Source organism: Nocardia halotolerans, from assembly GCF_042650145.1.
GTDB lineage: Bacteria > Actinomycetota > Actinomycetes > Mycobacteriales > Mycobacteriaceae > Nocardia > Nocardia halotolerans.
On sequence record NZ_JBHSDL010000006.1, the window covers coordinates 329,836 to 350,281 of the forward strand.

The following is a 20,446-nucleotide window of genomic DNA, read 5'->3' on the forward strand; positions in this document are numbered from 1 at the left end:
CCGAGTCGGCGGTCCGTTGGGTGCGGGTGGCCGGCACCGAGGATCTGCACCGATGGGTCGATCGGACGCCCCGCGCTGCCCCGTAGGCCAGCAGGCCGGGAGCACACGGGGCAGTCGTCATCGGTGGCCGGTCAGGCGCGGGTGGCCACGGCTTCTACTTCGAAGAGGACATCGGGGGTGGCCAGGGCGGCGACGCCGATGAGGGTTTGAGTGGGTGGGTTGGTGCCCCAGTGCTCCTGGACGGCGGCGGCGATCGGGCCCAGTTTGGTGACGTCGTGGTTCACCACATAGGTCCTGAGCTGGGCGACGTGGCCGAGGTCGAGCCCGTGGGCGGCGAGGGCGATGCCGATGTTGTGGAAGGTTCGTTTCACCTGGTCGGCGAAGTCGGGGGACACGACCGCGCCATCGGGGTCGGAGCCGTACTGGCCCGAGACCAGCACCAGGTCCGTGCCTGCGGGAACGGTGGCGGTGTGGCTGTAGCCGAACGGGACCGGGTCGTGCAGGCCGTCGGGATTGACAAGGGTGTGCGTCATGCGCGGAAGCACCTTTCACGTGCTGGACGGGTTGACGCTGGTGAGCCTGCCAGCGATACACGACATCCTCTGTCGGGTATTCCGGGTAGAGTTTCGCCCGTGCGCGCCGATCGGTTGGTTTCGCTGGTGCTGCTGTTGCGCCGCCACGACCGGCTCACGGCCGACACCCTCGCGCGCGAGCTGGAAGTGTCCACCCGCACCGTGCTGCGCGATATCGAAGCACTGTCCGCGGCGGGGGTTCCGGTCTACGCCGAACGCGGCAGGCACGGTGGTTTCGCGCTGCTGCCGGGCTTCCGCACCGAGCTCACCGGTCTGAACCACGATGAAGCGCTCGCCCTGTTGGTCGCCGAATCACGGCGCGGTGCACAAGCTTTCGGCCTCGGCTCGGCGCTGGCCTCGGCCATGCTCAAGGTGGTCGACGCGCTGCCGGAGCACTATCGCGACACCGCGACCGGCGCGGCCGAGCGGCTGCTCCTCGACCCGGACACCGACCTGCTCGCGCGCAGGCACGTCGCCGAGGAGATACCCGCCGCGATCGTGGCCGAGGTGCGCCGCGCGGTGCTGGCCGGGCACAAGTTGCGCATCGACTACGCGGCCGCGGATCAGGACCCACAGCGGCGCGTCGTGGACCCGATCGGTTTGGTCACCGTGCGCGGACAGGGCTACCTGCTGGCGATGCGAGCCGGCACGGACCGCACCTACCGGCTGTCGCGGATCTCGGCGGCCCGGGAACTGCCCGAACCGGCCCAGCGGCCGGAGCACGTCGACCTGGACCGCGTCTGGCAGGAACGCAGCAGGCGGTTCCGCGAGGGCGGCGAGCTGGTGCTCGTGGCGGTACGGGTGCATCCGGCACGGCGGGCGGAACTGCTCGGGACCGCGGTGCAGGTGCGGACCGAAGCAACCGAGGCAGACGGCTGGTTGCGGTTGGCGCTCACCTTCCAGGATCGCCGGCACGCGGAATGGGCCATGTGGCAACTCGGCGCCGATTCCGAAGTCCTTGCCCCGCAATGGTTGCGCACCGGTTTGCGCGATCGGGCCGAAGCGCTGCTGGCCCACTACCGATCGGCACCGTGACAATATTTCAGCTCACCGGTGCCGGTTCGCCGGGCATTCCTTCCAACGTCAGTCCGCCCTCGATGGTGTTGGGTACCCGGCGGCGGTCGGGGGAGCCGAGCGCGGTGGTCAGATCCCCACCGTCGTGTTCGGCGAGGAGTTCACCGCTGTCCCAGACCAGAAGTGTGGCACTGACAGTGTTCTCAGCGGTGGAGTGGGCCAGGTCGTAGTGCGCGCAACCGGGAACGTGCGGGTAGGTGATCCACAGGTCGTAGCCGGTCATGAACAAGTCCAGATCGAATTGCACGCTGAGGCCGAGCAATTCGCTGCGGCCGTTGTCGTCGACACCGGCGAAGGCCTCGTCCAGGGCCAGCAGGCGCGGCGCCTGCGGGTCGGCCGAATCGAGCATCACGTGCGCGGCGGCGAACAGCGGCAGGTGCAGCGACACCGACTGCTCGCCACCGGAGAGGGCACTGTGGCGGGCGACGGTGAGTTTGTCCTCGGAACCGTCACCGGAGACGAGAGTGAACGAGAACACCCGCCAGGTGCGGTAATCCAGGGTGGACGCCAAGATCTCGGGGTAGGAGCGTTCCGGATGCGCGGTGCGGGCGGCCCGGATCTCGGCGGCGAAATGCGCGCGGACGGCACCGAGGTCCTCCGCGCTGAGCGCGGCGGTGTCGCGGTCGAGGAGTTTGCACATGGCGCGCGCCGCCTCCGACAGGCCGTCGGCGAGCACCCAGTGCACACCGATGGTGTTGCCCGAGGACATGCGGCGCTGCTTCATCTCCGCACCCATGCGCGAGATGAGCTCGCGGGCGTCGGTGGTGCGTTCGTGGATCTGCTGCGCTAGCCCGGTGAGCAGGGCGTCCTCCAGGATGCGGCGTTCGGCGTCGGTGAGCAGCAGTTCCTGATCGCGGCGGGCGGCATCGATGCGGGCGGCGAAATCGGCGAGCGCGGCGCGGCCGTTCTCATCGTGCACGGCCACCACGGTGAGCCCGTCGGCGGCATCCCAGTGCAACCGGTAGTCCCGCCCCGATGCGGTGAGTGCGGCATCGAACTCCTGCAATGCGCTGGTCACCGCCGACCGGGTGGACTTGCGACCGGCCTCGGTGGCGCGCACCTGGGCGGTGGCGGCATCGAGATCGCCGAACAGGGCGGCCACTTCCTCCGGCAATACCACCGGGTCGGTCTCCGGACCGGCGGCCACGATGCGATACTGCAACTGTTCCGGAGTGGACCAGGCCGCCTCGCTGCCGGGCCAGCGATGTTCGACCGACGCGCCGAGCAGGCGCAACAGGTCGGGACGCGCGTACGGTGCCAGGGACCGCACCTCGGCGAGCACCTCGGTGAGCGCGGTGGCGAGCGCTTCCTTGGCGGTGCGGTAGGCGGCTTCGGCATCACCCACCGCTTCGATGGCGGCGTTGGCGGCTTTGCGCGCGGCCCGCTGCTCGGCCTTGGCGGCTTCGATCCCGGCGCGCGCGGCCTCGAGTTCGCGGTCGATGTCGGCGGCGGTGGCGCCCAGCGCTTCGCGCAGTGTCTCGAGCTTGCGCTGCTGTTCGTCGAAACCGGCCCGCGCGAGTTCGGCCTCTTCGGCGAAGGCCTCGGCCAGCGCCCGGGCCTCGTCGTGCCGGTCGGCGCCCTCGCGTTCGCGCTCACATTCGCGCGCGTGCTCGGCGCGCAGCCGCAGCAGACTCGTACCGGTGTTCTCGAAATGGCGGATCGCGGCGGCCAGCGCATCGAGTTCGCGTGCCTCACGCGGCGTGCGATGTGCCTGCGCGGCGGCGCGCACCTTCTTGTCCTGGGCGGTCACCTCGGCGAGGGCCTGGTCGAGTTCGCGCTCGGCCTGTGCGGCGGCGTCGACCCGTGAACGCATCAGTCCGGCGGTCTCGGCAACTGTCCGCAACGCCGTGGTCACCGCCGAGGGACGCGGCAGCGACTTCACCGCAGCCGACAACGCGGCCGATTCCGCAGTGGCCGCGCGCTCTTGGTCGCATGCCGCCTCGTACTCGGTGGTGGCCGCTTCGAGCGCCGCTTCGATTTCGGCCAACCGGGATGCGCGCCGACGAGCTCGCGCCGTAGTCCCGATGAACTCGGCGTCGGGCTTGTGATGGCGACCGGCCAGGACACCCAGCCGGTAGGCACCTGCCGGGCTGATCACGGGTCCGGCAGCGGTCAGCTCGCCGAGCGCGCTGCCCGGGATCGCGACCGTGGCCGACTCGGTGGGCGGATCGGCGGTCGGATGGTTCTCGCCGGTATCGCCTGTCGCGGAGACTGTAGTGCGCGCGTTCGCGCCGACAGCAGCGTCCTCGTCCGTGGGGTCGGACAGCGAGATGGAGGCCAGCACAGCGGTGACGGTGTCGGTGGGAACCTGCAGATCTTCCGAATCCTCTTCCACCACCAGCGCATCGGCGAGGGTGCGACCGGCGGGGCGTTGGTCGGCCGGGAGGGGGATCAGGAAGCGGTCGGACTCGATCTCGGCAGGCAGTGCCGGTCCGCAGACCCAGCTGTCGAGCAGCCCACCGGCCTGCAGCGCCGCTTCGATCCCGGCCGCGTCCCGGGCCGACACCGTATCGGCGAACCGTACCAGCCGCCACAGTGGTGCACCCGGAAGACCTTCGCGGGCAACAGTTCCGGTGGGGTGCGGTGGGGGAGCGTCATCGTGCTGGGCAGCGATCTGCTTGTGCTCGGCGGTGAGTGCGGCACGCCGGGCAGCGGCCGCCTCCGCCCGTGTCCGGGCTTCGGCACGGCGGGCGCGGATCCGCTCGCGCAGTGGCTCGCACCGTTCGGTCAGCACCTCTGCGGCGGAAGGGGTATCCGCCACACCCGCATCGGCGAGGGCTGCCTCGAGCGCCTCGCGCAAGCCCATCTCGCGATCGACACCGGTGCCACCCGCCGGATCGAGCGCGTCGGGTCGGGAGTCGCTGGGCGGCTCCGATGCCACCGGTTCGGCGATGTCGGCCAGGACTTCGGCGTGGGTATGCCACCAGGTGCGCAGGGCAGCGGCGGAATCGTTGTGCGCCAGGGTGACTGCGGCTTCTGCGTGGGCCACTTCCGCTGCGGCCGCTTCGCGCAGTTCCACCGCACGTTCGGCGAGGCGTTCGGCGCGGGTGCGTTCGGCGGCGGCGGCTTCCCACTTGCTCAGCGCTGTACGTACCGCCCGCACGTCGGCGTCGCGTTCTTCCGCGTGCCCACGCACCGCCGCGGTGAACTGGTCACCGCGGCCTTCGGCGCTCGGCGGTGTCCATTCGATGCCTGCCTCTTCGGCGGCGGCGCGCACGGTTTCCTCCCCGCGAACGAGGGCGGCCGACGCGGTGCGCACTGCCGCAGCCGCCTGCTCGGCTTCTTCGGTGCGCCGCTGCAGGGCCTGTGCGGCTTCGGCGGCCTTGTCGCGGTGCACGGCGGCGGAGGTTTCCAGGCGGCGGACGGCGTCGGCGAGGTCGTCGAGTTGCTGCTTGCCCTCGTAGGCGCTCGAGCGTTGCAGATTCTCGCGGTCGGCGATGGCCTGCTCGTAGGCGCGGTCGGCGTCCTCGGCCCTGGTCTCGGCCTCGGCGCGATCGGTGTCGCGACGGGTGCGCAGGGCGGTCGCGGCGAACACGGCGGTCGCGGCATCGGTGACCGCGTCGAGGCGGGCACGGACCTGATCGACATCGGTCTTCGCCTGTACCGCAAGGTATTTGCGGTACACCTCGACGAATTTTCCGGTGGCGGTGTCGGCCTGGACCAGACCGTCGAGGGTGCGCCCCACTTCCTCCATATCGCTGAACGAGCGGGCCGCGTCCAGGATCAGCTGCTCGTCGAGCGGTCGCAGGCCGTCGGTGAGCGCCTGGGAGAGCCCCCGCGGATCGAGGTTCTTGGCCAGCTGAGGTCTGCGCAGCGTGAGGATCAGATTGATCAGCTGGTCGTAGCGTTGCACGCCGAGTCCGAACATGCGGGCATCGATCGCGGCCCGGTATTCGACCGGCCGGTCGAGGATCGCGTCGCCGCCGATCTGCTCGGCCAACTGCTTGCGGGTCAGCGGGCGGTCATCGGGGCCGATGAGCGAGAAGTCGACACCGGCACGGCCATCGGCGACGAAGTACCAGCGGGTCACCTTGTCCGAGGAGCGGGTGGCGCGCATACCGATGCCGACGGTGACGGCCTCCGGGTCGTCCCAGCTGCCGCGCGCGAACTCCATCCACACATACGAGTACGCCGATTCCTGCTTGCGATAGAGCAGATTCGACTTCATGGTGCGTTCTTCGCCGGCGAACGGGTTCAGCCTGCGTGGCTCGATCCGCCCGTCCAACACGAACGGGAACAGCACCTCGAGCGCCTTGGTCTTGCCCGAACCGTTGGGTCCGCGCAGCACCAGGCGCCCGTCGGCGAAACAGAACTCCTGGTCGCGGTAGTCCCAGAGATTGACGATGCCCGCGCGGGTCGGGATGAAACGCACTCCGCCGTGAATGAGCGACATGCTCAGTTCCCTCCCACTCCGGTGCCGCCGCCGGTGTCGGCCGCGGTGACGAACAGTTCCTCGGTCTTGCGCACGCGCACGGTGACCACCGCGCCCCGGTACCTGGCCAGCGCGGGCAACACCAGCACTCCGCCCTCGACCGGCCGGATCAATCGCAACTTGGTGAGCAGCGCGAGTACCTCGGTGGTGAGCGCGCCGACATCGGCCTGCCACTGCGCGGCGAAGGTCGCGCCGTAGCGGTCGGTGAGGGCGGCGACGGTCGTGCGCAGCCAGGCGTCGTCGAGCAACGGCGCGGTAGCCGGTGTGGTGTCGTCCTCGTCGACCGAATCCGCTGCCTCGCCCGGGCTCTCGGCCGCATCGGCCAGCGGAGCGAACACGCCGGCCTCGGGGATGGCCGCGTCGAGTCGATCCAGTAGCACGTCCGCGGGCGCCGCCGCCGGACGGCGGGGGAGCGGATGGTCGATGTCGAGCACCGCGTCGGCGATCTCGCCGATCAGCAGCAACGCCACCTGGGCGAGGGTGCCGGTACCGGGGAACCGGGTGTCCGACATCCGGCCCGAGGTGTCGATGAGGGCGACACCCTCGGCGCGCCGTTCGGCGCGCAGGCCGGTGCAGTACTCGACCTCGGCGATCACACGGTCCTGGCCGAGTAACGCCTGTTCGGCCGGTGACAGGTCGTCGAGATAGACGACCGGTCGTTCCACCAGTGCACGGCGCAGGCGCCTGGCCTGTTCGGCCGGTGTCCGGTCGGTGTCGTCGGTCAGCAGGCCGCGCACGCTGTGCAGGTGCTGCAACGCCCGTGGCGGGCGGAACAGGGCGAACACCACCGGACGGTCGATGTCGTAGAGGGCCTCGCCCGCTTCCGGGTCACTGGCCCAGCCACCGGCGTCCCCGTCGGCCAGCGTCAACGCGCCACGAGCGCCCAGCCAGCCGAGGGCATCGACGAAGGCGTCGCGGTCGGCGGCCCGTTCGGTCGAGAGCTCCAGTCCATCGATGCGGCTCGCGTAGTCGGCCACGTGCTCGGCCAGTTCCGAGAGAGTGATCTGATCGCCGGCCCGGCCGAGGGCGGCCAGCGCCAGCGACAGGTAGGCGTAGCGGCGGCGGTCGAACACGCGGTCGTTGACGCTGCGAGCGGGCCGGGCCTCGTCGAGCCGGTCGTGCACCGGGTACAGCCGGGCCGTTGTCTCGGTGACTTCCAGCCGGTAACCGAACAATTCGGCCAGATCCTCGCGTAATTCGGTGGCCCAGCGGCGGATCAGCGGCAGCGCGATCCGGTCCGGGTACACCCGGGTGACCAGGTGGTTGGCCAGCATCACCCGCGCCGCGCGCTGGTAGCTGTCGAGGGTGAGCGCATCGATGCGCCGGCGCTTCATCGCGCCACCCGCCGCACCGTGGCGCGGACTTCGAGGCGGCGGTTGTTCAGGTGCAGCAGCCCGGCCGCGGTGCGGATGACGGTCGACCCGTCGCAGGGATGCACCGTCAAGGTGACGCCACTGTCGGAACCCGTGGTGCCCGAGACGTTTCCACTCACCGGAACCCACGCCGTGGACGCCGAGTCGAGCAGTCGCAGCAGCACCTCGGTCTCGCGCCGATCGAGCACCCGGTCGTGTACGTTTCCGCCGGCCAGCGAGGCAGCAGCTGCGGCGCGTTCGCGTTGCGCGGCCAACTGCGCCGCGCGCAACCGGCGCACGCCCGCGTCATTGCGCGCGATCCGGGCCGGTGCGCCGGCGCTGGGCGCCCGCCCCGTCTCGGCCAGGGTGCGCGAGATCTCCAGCGGGGGAGCCTCCCACCAGGACCGGCTCGACGGCACCAGCTCGGCATCGGGATGCTCGAGCGCCAGATGCCGCGGTTTGCCCAACCCGAACACCGCGTCGTAGAGCGCGTGCGCGCTGCCGGTGGTCGGGGTCGCGACGAACCACGCGGCCAGGTGGCGCAGGGCGGATTCGCGGCTCACCCCGCCCCTGCGGGTCTCGGTGACCCGGCGCAGCAGCGACAGGACCGCCGCGATCGCGCTCATCGTCGCCTCCCGTAACCGGTCGGCCTCGCACGACTCGGAGGGTTCCGCGCCCGTGGGTACGAACCAGGTGCGCAACCCGTCCCAGCGGGCCCGCCAGTCCGCCGCCCGTTCGGCCGGGCTCAACAGCACCCGCTCGTCACAGCCGGCCGCCCGGCTGATCAGCTGCTCCACACCGGTGTCCTCGACCGCGCCGATCGCCGCGGCCAGGCGAGGCGCGAAGCGGGCCAGGTCCATGCTGAACTCGCGCATGTGCGCCAGCAGCGCGTCCTTGTGCGCGAGAAACGATTCCGGGGTGATCTCGGTGGTGCGCACCAGATCGCCCAGCGACAGGTAGAAGTGCGCGGCCCGCGCCGCCATGTCGGTGAGCGCGGTATCGAGCCTGCGCAAGGTGGTGTAGACCCGCTCGGCATCGCCGTCGCGGTTGGCCACGGCCAGCGTCCGCAGGTCGGCCAGCAGTTCGGGCAGCACCAGCCGCGACAGCGACGCGTCCTCCATCCGCGCGGCGAGCACCCCGGCCACGGCCCGATAGGCCTGGAAGCCCGCCTGCGCGAACTGGTAGACGTAGTGCCGGTTGCGGTACTCGGCCAGCGTGGCCGCGCGGGTGCCGTCGTAGCTGCGTTCCAGCACGCCCCAGCGGTGCAGCTGTTCGAGCAGCGGGCCGATCTCGCCGCCCGACAGCGGCAACCCGGCCGGTGCCGCGTCGTCGCGACCGCCCGCCTCGGCCCGCGCGATCCACTCGGCGACGTCGTCGGCGTGCAGCAACACCACGTACGCCGCGCGCGCACTGTCGAAAGCGCGCAGTACCCGCAGGTAGTCGGCGCGTTTCTCGGCGGTCGCGAACGAGAACAACCGCAGGCGGTCGTCCCACAGCGCGGGCACGGCACCGGGCAGGCCGTCGGCGGAGTGGTCGGTCACCGTAGCCAGATTAGTGGTGACCCTTCGGTGCTCCGCCGGACCCGTCCCGGATCGGCGTGGCAACGCCGCCGCGCTCACCCGACGTTGAGTAGGCGCAGCTGCTCGAGGAACGACTGGGTGCGCGGATCTCCGGGATACCGTTCGATGATCTCCCTGGCCGCCTCGCCCGCGATCCACGCCAGCGACGGCAGCGACCTGCGACCGGCGGTGAACGCGGAGACCCCTTCCTCGATGGCGCGCTCGAGATCGCGATCGCGCACCGCCACCACGGCCAGGGTGAGCCGGGCCTCCGACACCCGCATCGGATTGCGTACCGACCCGTCGGGCCGGGTCGCGTCCTTGATCACCTGCTGGGCGTACCGTTCGGCGAGCCGGTCCTGGCCGGCCACCCGGCAGCAGTCCATCGCGTAGAAGTCGAACTTGGTGGCGTCGACGACGAAATGGTTGTCCAGGTCGGCCGGATGACCCATTCGCGACAGGATCGACCGGCCCTCGTCGAGCGCGGTCTGTACCGCCCGGCGATCGCCGAGGCGGGCCCAGCCCTTGGCGCGCTGGGCGGCCAGCTGCACCCCGACTCCCATCGATGTGGTGCCCGGCATCGCTTTCTCCGAGACATCGATCGCGCCGCGAAAGTTGCCCTGGGTCAAGGCGAACCACGCCGACATCTCCGCGGCCCAGCCGACGATTTCGGGATTGCCCGCCTCACGGCCCAGTGAATCGGCCGCGCGCCGGGTGGCCTCGGCGCCGCCACGACGGCCCAGATCGTAGTCGACGCAACCGACCAGCAACGCCACCCAGCCCGCCAGTACGAGGATTTCCCGATGCTGGCTCAGGGTGAGTCGTCCGTCGAGCAGTGAGGTGATCCGGCGCAGCCACGCGGTGCCCTCGGCGTGCAGTTCGTGCGGGTCGGCGTAAGCGTATTCACAGCACAGCCGTTCGGCGGTGATCCGCACCGCGTCCAGGGTCGCGCTGTTGACATCGGACATCCGTAGCCTGCCGATGAATTCGAGAGTGTCCATACCGGTGGCCGATAACAGCTCGTCATCCCGGTTGGGGCGAGCCTTGGGGAAGAAGGCTGTCGGCACGCTGTCGAAGGCTGCGGCGATGATGGGCGCGTAGAAGTCGTCGGGTCGTGATTCTCCCGATTCCCATCGGCGCCAGTTGCGCAGCAGGGTACTGTCCGTCGGCAGGTTGTGCGAGGTCTTGGCCCGAATCGCGCGTACCGCGTCGGCCTGCGACCACCCCCTCGCGTCGCGTTCCGAGCGCATCCGGACAGCCCATACGGGTCGATCATCAGTTGCGGTCACGGCGGTAGTATTCCACCAGTTAACGTTCGGCGTCCCGAATAGGGCATGCAGATGTCATCTGTTTGACATCTGCTGCGGCGGGCCGCGAATGCGCATGCTGTACGTAGGTGTTCGGCCCGACCGCGCACCCGCTGTGCAGGAGAGCTTGCAGGGCAACGCAGTACCCCCGCGTGGCGCACGGCGCGGCGCGGGGGGATCCGACAACAGAACAGCGATCCCAATCCAACGGAGGTTCGGGTGGAAGCGTTGATCTATGGATACTTGCGTGACGATCTGGCAGACGGCCAGGGCGATCAATTGGAGGATGCGCTACGCACTCTCGCGCGGACGGCGGGGATGTGCTTCGCCGCGACGTTCCACGAATCGACCGCGGGTGACGGTGCGGCCTTCGCCGAGCTCACTCAGGAACTCAAGCGCGCCGACGCCCACCACGTGGTGGTGCCGTCGCTCGATCACCTTGCGGGCCAGACGATTCCGCGCGACCTGCTGATCGCGAAGCTGGCGCAAGAGGCGGCCGCTCAGGTGCTGACCTTGGAGCGGTAGCCCGGCGCACCCGGGAGCTGTCGCGACGACGGCGGGCACGCGCAACAACACCGGTTCGGACACCGGCCGCGCGATGCCCGCCGCGACAACGACTTCGCGCTCGGCGGCGCCGAAGGATCCGGGCGCCCCCGCCGGCAACTACAGGCCGAAGCTACCCGGTCCGCGCCTGCGCAAGTACTTCTCGAACTCCGCCGCGATGGCGTCACCGTCGATCTTGGCCATCGTCTCGTTCATGTCGATCGCCGCGTCACCGCGCTCCTCGAGCGAACGCACGTACTCGCTGATCTCGTCGTCGCCGACGGTCATCTCGTTGACCGCGGACTCCCACTCCTCGGCCTGGGCGGGCAGCTCACCGAGCGGGACCTCGATATCGAGCACTTCCTCCACCCGGTGCAGCAGCGCGATCGTCGCCTTCGGATTCGGCGGTTGCGACACATAGTGCGGCACCGCCGCCCAGAACGACACCGCGGGCACTCCGGCCTTCACACACTGGTCCTGCAGCACGCCGGTGATCCCGGTCGGGCCCTCGTACCGAGTCTGTTCGAGATTGAACCGCTCGGCGGCCTCCGCGTTGTAGGCCGACCCGGTGACCGGCACCGGCCGGGTGTGCGGGGTGTCGGCCAGCAACGCACCGAGGATCACGACCGTCTCCACGCCGAGTTGCTCGATGAACTCGAGCAGGTCGTTGCAGAAGCTGCGCCAGCGCATGTTGGGTTCGATCCCGCGCAGCAGCACCACGTCGCGGTCGCTACCGGGCGGGGAGCACACCGACAGCATGGTGGCCGGCCACTGGATCTCCCTGGTCACCCCGTCGACCTGACGCACTGTCGGCCGGTTCACCTGGTAGTCGTAGTAGTCCTCGGAATCGAGTTCGGCCAGCGGTTCGGAATCCCAGAGCAACTCGAGGTGCTCGACCGCTCCGCTGGCGGCGTCACCGGCATCGTTCCAGCCCTCGAAGGCCGCGACCAGCACCGGATTGCGCAACGTCGGCAGTACCGTCTCGGGGGTCTCACTGGCATCCACCAGGTCAGCCTAGTGTCTCGCGCGAATAGTTTTGTGGGGACCGGCGCGGTTGCGTGTTTCGTCGCGCGCCCTGTGGCGAGGGCCACTGGATTCACCCACACTGGTCTCCGGTGTCGGCGGTGCCCACTAGTCTTGAATCATGTCTGCGACCTTGCCCACCGGGTTCGATACCACGCTCTTCGACACGATGCGACGGCGTGTCGTCATCGGTGACGGTGCGATGGGCACGATGTTGCAGGCCGCGGACCTGACGCTCGACGACTTCCGCGGCCTCGAGGGATGCAACGAGATCCTCAACGACACCCGTCCCGATGTGCTCGCCGAGATCCATCGCGCCTACTTCGCCGCGGGCGCGGACGCGGTCGAGACCAACACCTTCGGCTGCAACCTACCGAACCTGGCCGACTACGACATCGCCGATCGCATCCGGGACCTGTCCGAACGTGGCACCCGGATCGCCCGCGACGTCGCCGACGAGATGGGACCGGCGCCCGACGGCACCCCGCGCTACGTGCTGGGCTCGATGGGCCCGGGTACCAAGCTGCCGACCCTGGGGCACGCCCCGTTCGCGGCCCTGCGTGACGCCTACACCGAGGCCGCGCTCGGCATGCTCGACGGCGGTGCCGACGCCGTCCTCGTCGAAACCTGCCAGGACCTGCTGCAGGTGAAGGCCGCGATCACCGGCAGCCGCCGGGCGATGATCCTGGCCGGCCGCCGGATCCCGATCATCACCCACGTCACCGTCGAAACCACCGGCACCATGCTGGTCGGCAGTGAGATCGGGGCGGCGCTGACCGCGCTGGAACCGCTCGGCATCGACATGATCGGCTTGAACTGCGCCACCGGTCCCGACGAGATGAGCGAGCACCTGCGCCATCTGTCGCGCCACTCCACCATCCCGGTGTCGGTGATGCCGAACGCGGGCCTGCCGGTGCTGGGGACCAACGGTGCGGAGTACCCGCTCACCGCCGAAGAGCTCGCGAGCGCCCTGAGCGGGTTCGTCTCGGAGTTCGGGCTCTCGCTCGTCGGCGGTTGCTGCGGCACCACTCCCGAACACATCCGTCAGGTCGCCGAGGCGGTGCGCGAGGCGGAGAAGAAGCTGCCCCCCATCGCCGACCGTCGCCACCCGGAGCCCGAACCGGCGGTGTCGAGCATGTACACCGCGGTCCCGTTCGAGCAGGACGCCTCGATCATGATGATCGGTGAACGCACGAATGCCAACGGCTCCAAGGCTTTCCGCGAGGCGATGCTGGCCGCGGACTGGCAGCGCTGCCTCGAGATCGCCAAGGACCAGACCCGCGACGGCGCGCACATGCTCGACCTGTGCGTCGACTACGTGGGCCGCGACGGTGCCGCCGACATGAACGAACTGGCCTCACGCTTGGCGACGGCCTCCACCTTGCCGATCATGCTCGACTCCACCGAGGTGCCGGTGCTGCAGGCCGGTCTGGAGCACCTGGGCGGACGCTGCGCGGTGAACTCGGTGAACTACGAGGACGGCGCCGGGCCGGATTCGCGGTTCCAGCAGATCATGCGCCTGGTCGCCGAGCACGGCGCCGCCGTCGTCGCACTGACCATCGACGAGGAGGGCCAGGCCCGCACCGCCGATCACAAGGTGGCGATCGCCGAGCGGCTCATCGCCGACATCACCGGCAACTGGGGCCTGGCCGAATCCGACATCATCATCGACACGCTGACCTTCACCCTGGGCACCGGACAGGAGGAGTCCCGCAAGGACGGCGAGGAGACGATCAAGGCCATCCGCGAGCTCAAGCGCCGCCACCCGCGGGTGCAGACCACGCTCGGCCTGTCCAACATCTCCTTCGGTCTGAACCCGGCCGCCCGCCAGGTGCTCAACTCGGTGTTCATGAACGAGTGCGTGGAAGCCGGTCTGGATTCGGCGATCGTGCACGCCTCCAAGATCCTGCCGATGAGCCGCATCGATGAGGAGCAGCGCCAGACCGCACTGGACCTGATCTATGACCGCCGCACCGAGGACTACGACCCACTGCAGAAGCTGATGGGCATGTTCGAGGGCGTCTCGACCGCGTCGTCGAAGGCCTCGCGGGCCGAGGAGATGGCCTTGCTTCCGCTGTTCGAACGGCTGGAGCGGCGCATCGTCGACGGTGAGCGCAACGGCCTCGGCGACGACCTCGACGAGGCGATGCAGTCGGTGCCACCGCTGCAGATCATCAACGAGACCCTGCTCTCGGGCATGAAGACCGTCGGTGAGCTGTTCGGTTCCGGTCAGATGCAGCTGCCGTTCGTGCTGCAGTCGGCCGAGGTGATGAAAACCGCTGTCGCGCACCTGGAACCGCACATGGAGGCCACTGACGACTCCGGCAAGGGCCGGATCGTGCTGGCCACGGTGAAGGGCGATGTGCACGACATCGGCAAGAACCTCGTCGACATCATCTTGTCCAACAACGGCTACGAGGTGGTCAACCTCGGCATCAAACAGCCGATCGCGACCATCCTCGACGCCGCCCAGGACAAGAAGGCCGACGTGATCGGCATGTCCGGGCTGCTGGTGAAGTCGACGGTGGTGATGAAGGAGAACCTGGGCGAACTCAACACCAAGGGTGTCGCCGAACAGTTCCCGGTGCTGCTCGGTGGTGCCGCGCTGACCCGTTCCTACGTGGAGAACGATCTCACCGAGGTCTACGAAGGCGATGTGTACTACGCCCGCGACGCTTTCGAGGGTCTGCGGCTGATGGACGAGATCATGACCGTCAAGCGCGGTGGTGGGCTCGATCCCGACAGCCCCGAGGCGATCGCCGCCAAGGAGAAGGCCGCCGAACGCAAGGCCCGGCACGAGCGTTCCAAGCGCATCGCCGCCGAGCGCAAGGCCGCCGAGGTGCCGATCGTGGTGCCCGACCGCTCCGACGTCGCCGCGGATCTGCCGGTCCCGACACCGCCGTTCTGGGGCACCCGGGTGATCAAGGGGCTGCCGCTGGCCGAGTACTCGGGTCTGCTCGACGAACGCGCGCTCTTCTTGGGGCAGTGGGGTTTGCGTGGTCAGCGCAAGGGCGACGGCCCGACGTATGAAGACCTGGTGGAGACCGAGGGCCGCCCGCGCCTGCGTGCCTGGCTCGACCGGCTCGCCACCGAAGGCGTGTCCCAGCACGCCGCGGTGGTGTACGGATACTTCCCCGCAGTGTCGGAGGGCGACGAGGTCATCGTATTGACCGAGCCGCACCCCGATGCGCCGGAGCGGTATCGGTTCAGTTTCCCGCGTCAGCAGCGCGACCGGTTCCTGTGTGTGGCCGACTTCATCCGGTCTCGCGCGCTGGCTCGCGAGACCGGTCAGGTCGATGTGCTGCCGTTCCAGCTGGTCACGATGGGCCAGCCGATCGCCGACTTCGCGAACGAGCTGTTCGCCGGAGACAACTACCGCGATTATCTCGAGGTGCACGGGATCGGTGTGCAGCTCACCGAGGCGCTGGCCGAGTACTGGCATCGCCGGATCCGGGAGGAACTGACCGTCGACGGCAAGCCCATCGCGGCCGACGACCCCACCGATATCCAGGAGTACTTCAAGCTCGGCTATCGGGGCGCTCGCTATGCCTTCGGTTACGGTGCCTGCCCCGATCTGGAAGACCGCGCCAAGCTGGTCGACCTGCTCGACGCGGGCCGGGTCGGGGTGACGCTGTCGGAAGAACTGCAGCTGCATCCCGAGCAGTCCACCGACGCGTTCGTGTTGCTGCACCCGGAGGCCAAGTACTTCAACGCCTGACCCGCGCCACGGCATCACAGATCGGACCGGTCCGGCGGACCGGTCCGATCGCGTGTCCCGCTTGTGAATCTGCTCACGACGCGGTGGCCTGTCCTCGGACTGTGCTGAACGCCGAACGGGCCGAAGCGATTCAGCACGTAGGATTTTCGCAAGTTTCCTCCCGCTGTGACGCGCCGGGCTGGACGACTCGGCGGTAGAGCAGGAGGGGCACGCTATGACATCGGATCGGTTGATCGCCGGACGCTATCGACTCACCGACCCGATCGGCACGGGCGCGATGGGGGTCGTGTGGCGGGCCACCGATGTCCGGTTGCGTCGCACCGTCGCGGTGAAACAGGTGCTGCTGGCGCCCGGCCTCACCGGATCACAGGCGTTGGAAGCGAAATCGCGGGCCATGCGCGAGGGCCGGATCGCGGCGCGGCTGCATCACCCCAACGCCATCACCGTCTTCGATGTCGCCGAAGCCGACGGCCAGCCCTGGCTCGTGATGGAGTACATGAACGCGCCCAGCCTGGCGGTGAAGATCGCCGGCGGTGTCACCCTGGCGCCGATCGAGGTGGCCGGCATCGGGGCACAAGCCGCCGCCGCGCTCTCGGCCGCCCACGACGCGGGCATCATGCACCGCGACGTGAAACCGGCCAACCTGCTGGTCGGCGACGACGGCACCGTCAAACTCACCGACTTCGGCATCTCCCACGCCACCGGCGATGTCACGGTCACCGCCACCGGGTTCCTGGCGGGCACCCCCGCCTACCTCGCCCCCGAGATCGCCCGCGGTGACAACCCGAAGCCGGCCGCCGACGTGTTCGCCCTCGGCTCGACGCTCTACGCCGCCTGCGAAGGCGCGCCCCCGTTCGGCGAGGGCGACAACCCCCTCGCCGTCCTGCACGCCGTCGCGCGTGGGGTGGTGCCCGCACCGAAGAACGCCGGCCCACTCGCCCCGGTCCTGATGTGGTTGCTCACCTCCGATGCCGACGACCGGCCGACGATGGCGCAGGCCCGCACAGCACTGGAAGACGTTGCGGCGGGCCGAGAGCCGGCACTGCCCGCCTCGGCAACGAAGATGCTGGCCTTGAGCGAACCGGTCACCGTGATCGACCGGCCCGCGAGTTCGGTGAACAGGGGAGGGGCACCGAAATCCGGGGCGGCAGCACTGTTCGGCAGTGGCCTTGCCATGGCCAGAGCCGCCCGCTCGGCCGTGGGCGGTGCAGGCGCAAGGGATGCGGTGAGCGGGGCAGGCGCAGGTTCCACGGATGCGGTGGGCGCGGCCGACGGCGGTGTGGCTGATACAGCGGGTCCGGTGGGTGCAGCCGCTGCCGGTGCGGCAGGTACCGCGGGTTCGTTCGCCGATGCCGGTGCTGGTGTGGGTGGAGCGGGTGCGGCCGGCCGGGCAGCGGCAGGCGACCCCGGTCTCGTGCGGCCGCGTGATCTCGCATCCGATTCCGATGGTGTCGAGCGCGCCGGCGCCGAGGCGGATGCACGTGCCCGAGCGGCGAGTGGGCCCACCGACGGGTCGGCATCCGGGCTACATCCCGCGTTCTCCCCGGCGCCCTCGCGCACCGACCGCGTGCCCAACAACCGCGCGGTCCTGCTGCTGGCTGCCGCGGTGGCCGCGTTCACGGTGATGCTCGCGGTGCTGGTCCTCACCCGGGATCAGGGCAGTGCACCCGACCAGCAGGCGCAACCTCCGGCCTCGCCGGTCACGGTCACCACCATGGTCGGCGGCAAGGTGAGCACCGTCGTCATCGTCCCCGACCAGGAGACGATCACCGTCTCGGCGCCGCCGGCGGCGCTGCCCGGCGGTGTCACGACCACCGGCTCGGCCGCCACCAGCACCTCCGCCCAGCCGACCCCGACGAAGACCACCATCAGCGGCACGACCGTCACCACCACGCCCGCCGGCCCGCCCAGCGTGGAGCGGGTCAGCCAGTTCGTCGCCGGGTACTACGGCATGCTGCCCGGCAACACCAGCGCCGCGTGGTCGCGGCTGGCCCCGCACTACCAGGCGCAGACCGGGGGGTATGCCGAGTACGCGTCGTTCTGGTCCACGGTGCGGTCGGTGACTGTCGGTTCGATCACTGTCAGCGGGCAGAACCGGGCCGTCGTCTCGCTCACCTATCACCTGAGCAACGGGTCGGTGAGCTCGGAGAACCGCTGGATCCAGGTCACCGGTGACGCGGGCAACCTGCAGATCGCCGGGTCGGGGGTCTGAGGCGCAGCCGTTACCCTGAACGGGGCCCGGCGAGCGCCGGCCCCTCCGCGGCGACGACGAGAAACCTGCCCGAGGTGACGACGAGAACGAGGCGAGTGAACAGGTGAGCGCGCGACCGGCCGCGGTGCTGTGGGACATGGACGGCACGCTGCTCGATTCGGAGAAGCTGTGGGACGTCGCGGTGCGCGAACTGGCCCGTGCGCACGGGCGGGAATTGCCCGACGAGGTCCGGCACGCCCTGATCGGTGCTGCCGGCGCCGATGCGCTGCCCATGCTCTTCGCCGGTATCGGGGTGACGACCACTGCGCGGGTGATCGCCGAGGCGGCCCGGTTCCTCGACGACCGTGTCGCCGAGTTGATGCTCGGCCCGATCCCTTGGCGTCCCGGTGCCGAGGAGGCCCTCGCCATGGTGCGCGCCGCCGGGCTGCCCAGTGCGCTGGTGACCAACACCAAGCGCTCGCTCGCCGAGTACGGCCTCGACACCCTCGGCCGGGACTTCTTCGATCTGTCGGTGTGCGGTGACGAAGTGGCCCGCGGCAAGCCCGCGCCCGACATCTACCGCCGGGCCGCCGAACTGCTCGGCGTCGACCCCGCCGACTGTGTGGCGATCGAGGATTCGCCCACCGGCGCGCTCGCGGCGCAGGGCGCCGGCTGTGGCCTGATCGTGATTCCCTGCGAAATCGCGGTTCCCGAGGCGCCGGGGCGGGTATTCCGGGAGTCACTGGTCGGTGTGACGATCGCGGATCTGCGCGCCGCACTGGACGCGCGGCAGGTGAGCATTCCAGTGCCGCAGTGAGATAGGGCGTAACAGCTTACCGTGATAATTCCGCGATCCACATAGAATTTGCGAAAACTGTTGCCGCACAGTTGAATTCGCGGTGCTGTGATCTGTTCGGGATAGGACTTGTTTGACCGAACCCCGGGCGTGTCGGTGAAAGTTCCCGCAAAATGAATACATGACAGGCACGCGGGGGCTTGACGAAATCGTCGACATCGCACGGTATCCACTCACCGATCCGGACAGTCCGGGCAGGCACGCCGCGATCGCGGCCGCCCGGGCCGAGCTGGCCGAAGACGGCTGCACAGTGCTGCGGGAGTTCATCCGCCCGCAGTTGCTCGACACCCTGCGCACCGAGGGGGAGCGGATCGCGCCGCACGCCCACTACAAGGTGGAGCGGGTCAACGCCTACAACATCCCCCTCGATGCCGATCTACCGCCGGATCATCCGGCCGCGATCGTGCTCGACCGCGGCAACGCCTTCGTCGCCCGCGACCACATCCCCGCCGACGCGCTGATCCACCGGCTCTACACCGACCCGGTGTTCCAGCGCTTCGTCGCCGACTGCTTCGAGCTCGACGAACTGCACGAGTTCGCCGACCCGCTGGCCGGGTTGTGCCTGAACGTGGTGGAACCGGGCATGTCCCATCCTTGGCATTTCGACACCAACGAGTTCACCGTCAGCATGCTGACCCGCCGCCCCGAAGCCGGTGGTGTCTTCGAGTACTGCCCCAACATCCGCGATCCGCACGCCGAGCATCTCGACGATGTGCGCGCGGTGCTCACCGGCGAAGGCGACCGGTTCGTGCGGGCACTGGAACTGCGCCCCGGCGACCTGCAGCTGTTCAAGGGCCGCTTCTCACTGCACCGTGTCACCGAGGTGACCGGTGCCGGACAACGACATTCGGCGATCTTCGCCTACACGGACCGGCCCGGGGTGATCGGCACTGTCGAACGCACCAGGCAGCTGTTCGGCCGTGTCCTGCCCGATCACGTGGCCGCCGCGGCCGCCGCCGTCCGTGGTGACCGATTGCTCGACTGAGAGGAACCGCCCATGTCCGTTCCGTTGCACACCACCGGCAAAGCATCCTTCGACGACATCTACGAGAGCCCCGATCCGCGCGCGTACTTCGCCCGGATGAACGAGCTGGACTACCGGATACCGGAACTGGCCACGCCACACTTCGCCGAGCAGCTGCGCCAGCTGCGGGCCGCGCGCCCGGACCGGATTCCGACGGTGCTCGACCTGGGCTGCTCCTACGGGGTGAACGCGGCGCTGCTGCGCACCGGCACCACCGTCGACGAGCTGGCCGGACACTATCGCGACCACGCCGACACCGACCATGTCGGCTTGATCGCCGCCGATCGGGAGCGGTTGCGCACCGACCTGATGCCCGACGTACGCTTCGTCGGGATGGACGCCGCACGCCCGGCGCTGACCTACGCCCACGCCGCCGGATTACTGCACGACTACGTGCACGCCGACCTCGAGGCCACCGAGCCCACCGAGGCGCAACGGCGTGTGCTCGCCCGTGCCGATCTGGTGATCTCCACCGGGTGCGTCGGCTACATCACCGAGAAAACCCTGTCCAGGGTCGTGCAAGCCGATCCGCACAACCGACCGTGGATGGCGCATTTCGTGTTGCGGATGTTCGATTTCGGTCCCATCGCCGCCGAACTGGCCGCGCTCGGCTACCGCAGCGAGCAGCGGCCCGGTATGTTCCAGCAGCGTCGCTTCGCCTCGGCGCAGGAACGCACTCAAGTGCTGGATGCGTTGGCGGCCAAGGGAATCGACACCACCGACCACGAAGCCGAAGGCTGGCTCTACGCCAACCTGTATCTGTCCCGCCCGCATCCCATCGAGACCTGAGGACTT

Annotated in this window: 13 protein-coding genes; 7 read left to right on the top strand and 6 right to left on the bottom strand. The window is 69.4% G+C overall.

The genetic code is table 11. From position 1 onward, the window contains the following. Positions 1–131: 131 nt before the first annotated feature. Positions 132–533, bottom strand: a complete 402-nt coding sequence (locus ACFO5K_RS07035; protein WP_378557561.1) for a RidA family protein — start codon at positions 531–533, stop codon at positions 132–134. A 99-nt stretch (positions 534–632) separates the two neighbouring features. On the opposite strand from ACFO5K_RS07035, the gene ACFO5K_RS07040 reads away from it, so the two are divergent. After that, positions 633–1,607: a helix-turn-helix transcriptional regulator gene (locus tag ACFO5K_RS07040; protein WP_378557564.1), complete on the top strand. Its 975-nt coding sequence runs from the start codon at positions 633–635 to the stop codon at positions 1,605–1,607. Positions 1,608–1,614: 7 nt separating this feature from the next. Here ACFO5K_RS07040 and ACFO5K_RS07045 read toward each other — a convergent pair whose 3' ends face one another. From ACFO5K_RS07045 to ACFO5K_RS07060, 4 genes are all read right to left on the bottom strand, one after another. Then, positions 1,615–6,039 carry an SbcC/MukB-like Walker B domain-containing protein gene (locus ACFO5K_RS07045; RefSeq protein ID WP_378557567.1) on the bottom strand — a complete coding sequence of 1,475 codons (4,425 nt, stop codon included), beginning with the start codon at positions 6,037–6,039 and terminating at the stop codon, positions 1,615–1,617. A 2-nt stretch (positions 6,040–6,041) separates the two neighbouring features. Continuing rightward, positions 6,042–7,412: a DUF2398 family protein gene (locus ACFO5K_RS07050; protein ID WP_378557570.1), complete on the bottom strand. Its 1,371-nt coding sequence runs from the start codon at positions 7,410–7,412 to the stop codon at positions 6,042–6,044. After that, on the bottom strand, positions 7,409–8,911 hold the full coding sequence (locus tag ACFO5K_RS07055; protein ID WP_378557738.1) for a TIGR02677 family protein: 1,503 nt from the start codon (positions 8,909–8,911) through the stop codon (positions 7,409–7,411). Before ACFO5K_RS07055 ends, ACFO5K_RS07050 begins: the two co-directional genes overlap by 4 nt. A 134-nt stretch (positions 8,912–9,045) precedes the next feature. Beyond that, positions 9,046–10,278: an XRE family transcriptional regulator gene (locus tag ACFO5K_RS07060; protein ID WP_378557573.1), complete on the bottom strand. Its 1,233-nt coding sequence runs from the start codon at positions 10,276–10,278 to the stop codon at positions 9,046–9,048. Between the two features lie 237 nt (positions 10,279–10,515). Between ACFO5K_RS07060 and ACFO5K_RS07065 the strand changes: the two genes are divergently transcribed. Next, on the top strand, positions 10,516–10,821 hold the full coding sequence (locus ACFO5K_RS07065) for a hypothetical protein (protein ID WP_378557576.1): 306 nt from the start codon (positions 10,516–10,518) through the stop codon (positions 10,819–10,821). A 138-nt stretch (positions 10,822–10,959) separates the two neighbouring features. Here the strand turns inward: ACFO5K_RS07065 and ACFO5K_RS07070 are convergent, their stop codons facing one another. Continuing rightward, positions 10,960–11,844, bottom strand: a complete 885-nt coding sequence (locus ACFO5K_RS07070; protein ID WP_378557579.1) for a PAC2 family protein — start codon at positions 11,842–11,844, stop codon at positions 10,960–10,962. A gap of 139 nt (positions 11,845–11,983) precedes the next feature. Between ACFO5K_RS07070 and metH the strand changes: the two genes are divergently transcribed. The 5 genes from metH to ACFO5K_RS07095 all read left to right on the top strand — a co-directional run bounded on the left by metH (position 11,984) and on the right by ACFO5K_RS07095 (position 20,440). Continuing rightward, positions 11,984–15,580, top strand: a complete 3,597-nt coding sequence (gene metH, locus ACFO5K_RS07075; protein ID WP_378557582.1) for a methionine synthase — start codon at positions 11,984–11,986, stop codon at positions 15,578–15,580. Positions 15,581–15,794: 214 nt separating this feature from the next. Continuing rightward, on the top strand, positions 15,795–17,792 hold the full coding sequence (locus tag ACFO5K_RS07080) for a serine/threonine-protein kinase (RefSeq protein WP_378557584.1): 1,998 nt from the start codon (positions 15,795–15,797) through the stop codon (positions 17,790–17,792). A 136-nt stretch (positions 17,793–17,928) separates the two neighbouring features. Further along, positions 17,929–18,588: an HAD family hydrolase gene (locus ACFO5K_RS07085; protein WP_378557741.1), complete on the top strand. Its 660-nt coding sequence runs from the start codon at positions 17,929–17,931 to the stop codon at positions 18,586–18,588. Positions 18,589–18,748: 160 nt separating this feature from the next. After that, positions 18,749–19,612: a HalD/BesD family halogenase gene (locus tag ACFO5K_RS07090; protein WP_378557587.1), complete on the top strand. Its 864-nt coding sequence runs from the start codon at positions 18,749–18,751 to the stop codon at positions 19,610–19,612. A gap of 12 nt (positions 19,613–19,624) precedes the next feature. Further along, positions 19,625–20,440 carry a class I SAM-dependent methyltransferase gene (locus tag ACFO5K_RS07095; protein WP_378557590.1) on the top strand — a complete coding sequence of 272 codons (816 nt, stop codon included), beginning with the start codon at positions 19,625–19,627 and terminating at the stop codon, positions 20,438–20,440. The last annotated feature ends 6 nt before the right edge of the window (positions 20,441–20,446 follow it).